General features: G+C 65.9%; 4 protein-coding genes and 1 pseudogene. 1 reads left to right on the plus strand and 4 read right to left on the minus strand.

What is annotated here, in order from left to right:
* Positions 1 to 122: pseudogene (locus tag Q8M88_RS07750) on the plus strand (IS5/IS1182 family transposase); the annotation flags it as partial.
* Between the two features lie 193 nt (positions 123 to 315).
* Here the strand turns inward: Q8M88_RS07750 and Q8M88_RS07755 are convergent.
* The 4 genes from Q8M88_RS07755 to Q8M88_RS07770 form a co-directional block, all read right to left on the minus strand.
* Positions 316 to 1,260, minus strand: a complete 945-nt coding sequence (locus Q8M88_RS07755) for a PDR/VanB family oxidoreductase (protein ID WP_305596054.1) — start codon at positions 1,258 to 1,260, stop codon at positions 316 to 318.
* Positions 1,261 to 1,351: 91 nt separating this feature from the next.
* On the minus strand, positions 1,352 to 1,795 hold the full coding sequence (locus Q8M88_RS07760) for a carboxymuconolactone decarboxylase family protein (RefSeq protein ID WP_305596056.1): 444 nt from the start codon (positions 1,793 to 1,795) through the stop codon (positions 1,352 to 1,354).
* A 12-nt stretch (positions 1,796 to 1,807) separates the two neighbouring features.
* A complete protein-coding gene (locus Q8M88_RS07765; protein ID WP_305596058.1) occupies positions 1,808 to 2,743 on the minus strand; it encodes a hypothetical protein in 936 nt (311 codons plus the stop codon).
* A partial coding sequence (locus tag Q8M88_RS07770; protein ID WP_305596060.1) for a 4-hydroxythreonine-4-phosphate dehydrogenase PdxA occupies positions 2,740 to 3,319 on the minus strand: 580 nt, incomplete at its 5' end. The genes Q8M88_RS07770 and Q8M88_RS07765, both read right to left, overlap by 4 nt.

The raw sequence follows: 3,319 nt of genomic DNA on the forward strand, positions 1-3,319 counted from the left end.
TCGGCTGGATGACCCGCTGGCGCCGTCTGGTCCGCGACTACGAGGCCCGGATCGACGTCTCGCAGGCCATGATCCTCGTCGCCATGGGCGGAAACCTGCTACGCCGGACCACCCACCCGTGAGTTTCCAAACGGACTCTCACAGCGGGCTCTGTCAATCCAAACCACTGGCAGCTGGACCGGTCGGCTGTCGCCCTCGGCCGTCATGGCCAGATCGACGAACCCGTTCGCTACTTCGACAGCTGCCCCGAGGTGACCCGCCTCTTGGTGATGATGTACCTGAAATACCCTCTCTCGCTGCGGAACCGGCCCGGTCCTAAAGCTCGATCACGAGGCGGCGGCTCTTCGCGCGCGAGCAGCATGGCGTGAAGCAGTCGTTCTTCGCTCGCTCCTCATCCGTGAAATAGCTATCCCTGTGGTCTGGAACGCCTTCAAGCACGGTCGTGATGCAGGTGCCGCAAACGCCTTGCGCGCAGGAGGTTGGGATCTCGAACCCCGCCTCAGAGAGCGCCTCGACGGCGGTGACGCCCCGCAGGACCTGGATGATGCGCGGGTCGCCTTTGACTTGCAGCTCGAAGGGCAGCTCTTCGCCCTCCAGGTCGTGGGCGGGGCTGAAGTACTCGCGATGCAGCCGGGATTCGAGCCAACCCAGCCGCCGTGCGGCCTCCAGCACGTGGTTCATGTAGCCGGAAGGCCCGCAGACGTAGAGACGACGGTCGGGGGACGGTGCGCCGATAGCGGCAGGCAGGTCCAGCTGTTCGAGGCCGCCCTCGTCGTCCGCGTAGACGCGGACCTTATCTGCAAACACGGCGTGGCGCAGCGGCTCAACGAACGCCATCTGCTGAAGGGAGCGACCGCTATAATGCAGCGCGAAGGCGCGCCCCTCGGCCGAGAGCTGCCGGACCATGCAGACGATCGGAGTGATGCCGATGCCGCCGGCGAACAGCAGAGAGTGCGCGGCGTCCGCGTGCAGCGGGAAGTGGTTGCGAGGCTCACCGATGAGGAGCGTCTGACCGACCTGCGCGTCGTTGAACAGACTGAGCGAACCGCCGCGAGACTGCACCTCGCGCAGCACGCCGATGCAGTAGGCCCCGGACGCGGAATCCAACTCATACAGCGAGTACTGGCGCACCAAGCCGCTGGGCGTCTGCAGGTCGATGTGGGCGCCGGGCGCGTAAGCCGGCAGCGCGACGCCGTCCTCACGTACGAGCGTGAAGCTCGCTATGTCGGGCGCGAGCAATTCCCTGGCGGCGACGCGCACCTTGATTAGGGCGTCCGTCATTCTCGCCACTCGACCAACTGGGTGAAGCGTTCGCCGCGGCCGGCCTCCGGATCCGCTAGAGTCTCGTTTCTCAAGTGGTCGCCGCGGCCTCCTGCTTGGCCATGTTGGCCATCAGCTCCGCGCCACGGTTGGCCGCGGAGAGCCCGCGGAACAGGAAACACAGGCTCACCACAGCCTGCAATTCTTCCCAGGTCGCCCCCGCCCGGCGCGCGGCGATCGCGTGAATCGAGGCGGCGTCGCTCAAGTCCATCAGGAGCATGCCGAACAGCATCAGCTGCGCTGTCTTCACGTCGAAGCACTTCGGGTACATCGCGTGCTGGCGCAACTCCTCCTGCATTGCGAGGAGTTCCGGATCGAGGGCCCCGGTGACGTTCAGGCGCGCCTCGATGCGGGGAGGCACGAAGCCGACCAGCTCCTTGTAGATTTCGGCGCGCTCCGCGTAGGAAGCCTTCCTGTCGGCGTAAGAGCCCATGGCTCGCTTCACGACTTCCGCGTCGATGCGTGGCGGCAGCATGACTTCTCGCTTTCACTTCTGTTGATGCGGCCAGTAGGCGAAGCCCAGGCCCGTCTTGGCGTGGTGCGCCGGGATGTAGTCCACGACTTCCCCCTTCCACTGGCACGCGCCCGCGGCGACGATCCAGGCCCGCGTTTCGGCGGTGCCGCCGGCTAGGGTGGCGGAGTCGAAGGTGAACAGGTTCTGCAGGTCGCGCGAGCGGTTCGTCGCGATCCGGTCGAGCACCCACCGGTCCAAGGGCTCATCGATCCAGCCTGCGCGCGGCCCCACCGGATCGTGCGAGAGCCCGCCCGAGGCGTAGATCGCGATACGCTCCGGGCGCTTGGCCATCACGCGGGCGACGGCTTCGCCCAGCTTCCAGCATCGCGCCGCCGTCGGCAGTGGCGGATAGTAGCAGTTGAGATAGATCGGGATGATCGGGACGTCCAAGCTTGGGAGGATCCGCTTGGCCGGATACACGATCATGTGGGAGGTGCCGCGCTCGGGGTGCCTGCCCATCGGCTTCATGACCGAGGAATTGGCCATGTCGAAGCCTTCCTCCAGCAGCTCCTCCAGAAGATAGCCGGCGAGCTCTTGGTGGACCTTCAAGTGGATCCGCGAAGCCTCGGGCGGCTGGTCCATGTAGAAGGGCGCAGACGCGCCCCACAATTCGTCACCCGTGAAGATGCACATCGCCGGATTGCAGCGAGCGTCGAACATATCCTCCTGGTCGTCTCCGACGAAGATGACGGCGTCCGGCTTGTAGTCCTCGACCTGGCGCTGGAGGACGTCGAAGGCCGCGTCGATGCGCTGCAAGTAGCTCTCGATTACTTCCCGGGTTTCAAGTTTGGCCGTGTGCGGCTGGGACGCCTTCATATAGTTCGGGATGGCGCCATAGACCTTGGGCCAGACCTCTGGTGGGCAGAACATCGCCGGCGCGTGGGAGGAAGCGAGTCCGAGTCCGATCATGATGTGGGTCCCTTGCGGCTGGCGGCGTTGGTGACCTGCAGGACGGCTTGCACTAACGCCTCTGGGTCGGCCTGGCCTTTGCCGGCGATGTCCATCGCCGTCCCGTGGCCCACAGAGGAGAAGTTGATGGATGTGCCAATGGAAAGCGCGGCTGCGCCGTGAGGCGCTGCGGACTTGGCGAGAATGTGCCCCTGGTCGTGCAGCATCACAACGAACGCATCGCAGTCGTCGCGCGGCAGCAGCGTATCGGCGCCGATCGGGCCGACTACGTTGAGGCCGCGCGCGCGCGCGGCCCGCACCGCGGGTTCGATGATCTCGGTTTCTTCCGCACCGAACAGCCCGGACTCGCCGGCGTGCGGATTCACGCCCGAGACGCCGATGCGTGGCGAGGCGATCCCCATCCGGCGCAGCGCCGTTTCGACAGCCCCTAGAACCCGATGGATGCGATCCTGCGTCAGGACCTCAAGCGCGCTGCGTACGCTCTGGTGCAGGGTGGCGTGGGCGATGCGCTTGCTCCCCCAGCACAGCATGAGGAAAACGTCTTCCTCCGGCGTTCCAGTGCGTCGCGCGAGCCAC

Origin of the sequence: Phenylobacterium sp. (assembly GCF_030693805.1) — a bacterium.
Taxonomy (GTDB): domain Bacteria; phylum Pseudomonadota; class Alphaproteobacteria; order Caulobacterales; family Caulobacteraceae; genus Phenylobacterium.